We start from the raw sequence: 552 nt of genomic DNA, 5'->3' as shown, positions 1-552 counted from the left end.
GCGGGGCCGACCCGCGCGCCGCCCGCGCCTTCGCCGGCACCGCGGCCCGGGAGGCGCTGCCCAGGACGCCCTTCGCCCGCACGCGCATCTGGTTCCCACGCACGGTGGAGGCCGCGCCCTTGGCCGGCGCGCGCCTCGCCCATCCGCTGCTCGGCATGGCGGAGACGCGCGAGCCTGGGCGCTGGACCGCCTGGATCGACACGGACCTCGCCCCCTGGCTCGCCGACCACAGGCTGCTCGGCGACGCGGTGCTGCCCGCGGCCGCGATGGCCGAGGCGGCGCTCGCCGCCGCCGCCGCGCACCACCCGGAGGCGCCAGCGCTGGAGGTGACGGACCTCGCCATCCTCCGCCCGCTGCCGCTCGAGCCGGGCCGCACGCGGCAGTTGCGCGTGGTGACCGAGGATGACGGCGGCTTCGTGCTGGAAGCGCGCCGCCGCCTTGCCGAGGACGCCTGGAGCCAGGTCGCCCGCGCCCGCATCGCCGCCCTGCCGTGCCTGCCCGCCACGCCCACGCCCACCGCCGCCGGCCCGCGGCGCATGACGGGCGCGGAGG

General features: G+C 80.3%; 1 protein-coding gene. It reads left to right on the top strand.

Annotated features, from left to right (window positions below; all coding sequences use genetic code 11):
* The coding region (locus HW577_RS26285) for a hotdog family protein (RefSeq protein ID WP_198378997.1) at positions 1–552 on the top strand (552 nt) is incomplete at both ends.

Origin of the sequence: Neoroseomonas rubea, from assembly GCF_016106015.1 — a bacterium.
Lineage (GTDB): Bacteria > Pseudomonadota > Alphaproteobacteria > Acetobacterales > Acetobacteraceae > Neoroseomonas > Neoroseomonas rubea.
Note: the sequence above shows the minus strand (reverse complement) of the source record. Positions and strands in the feature narration are given on the sequence as shown.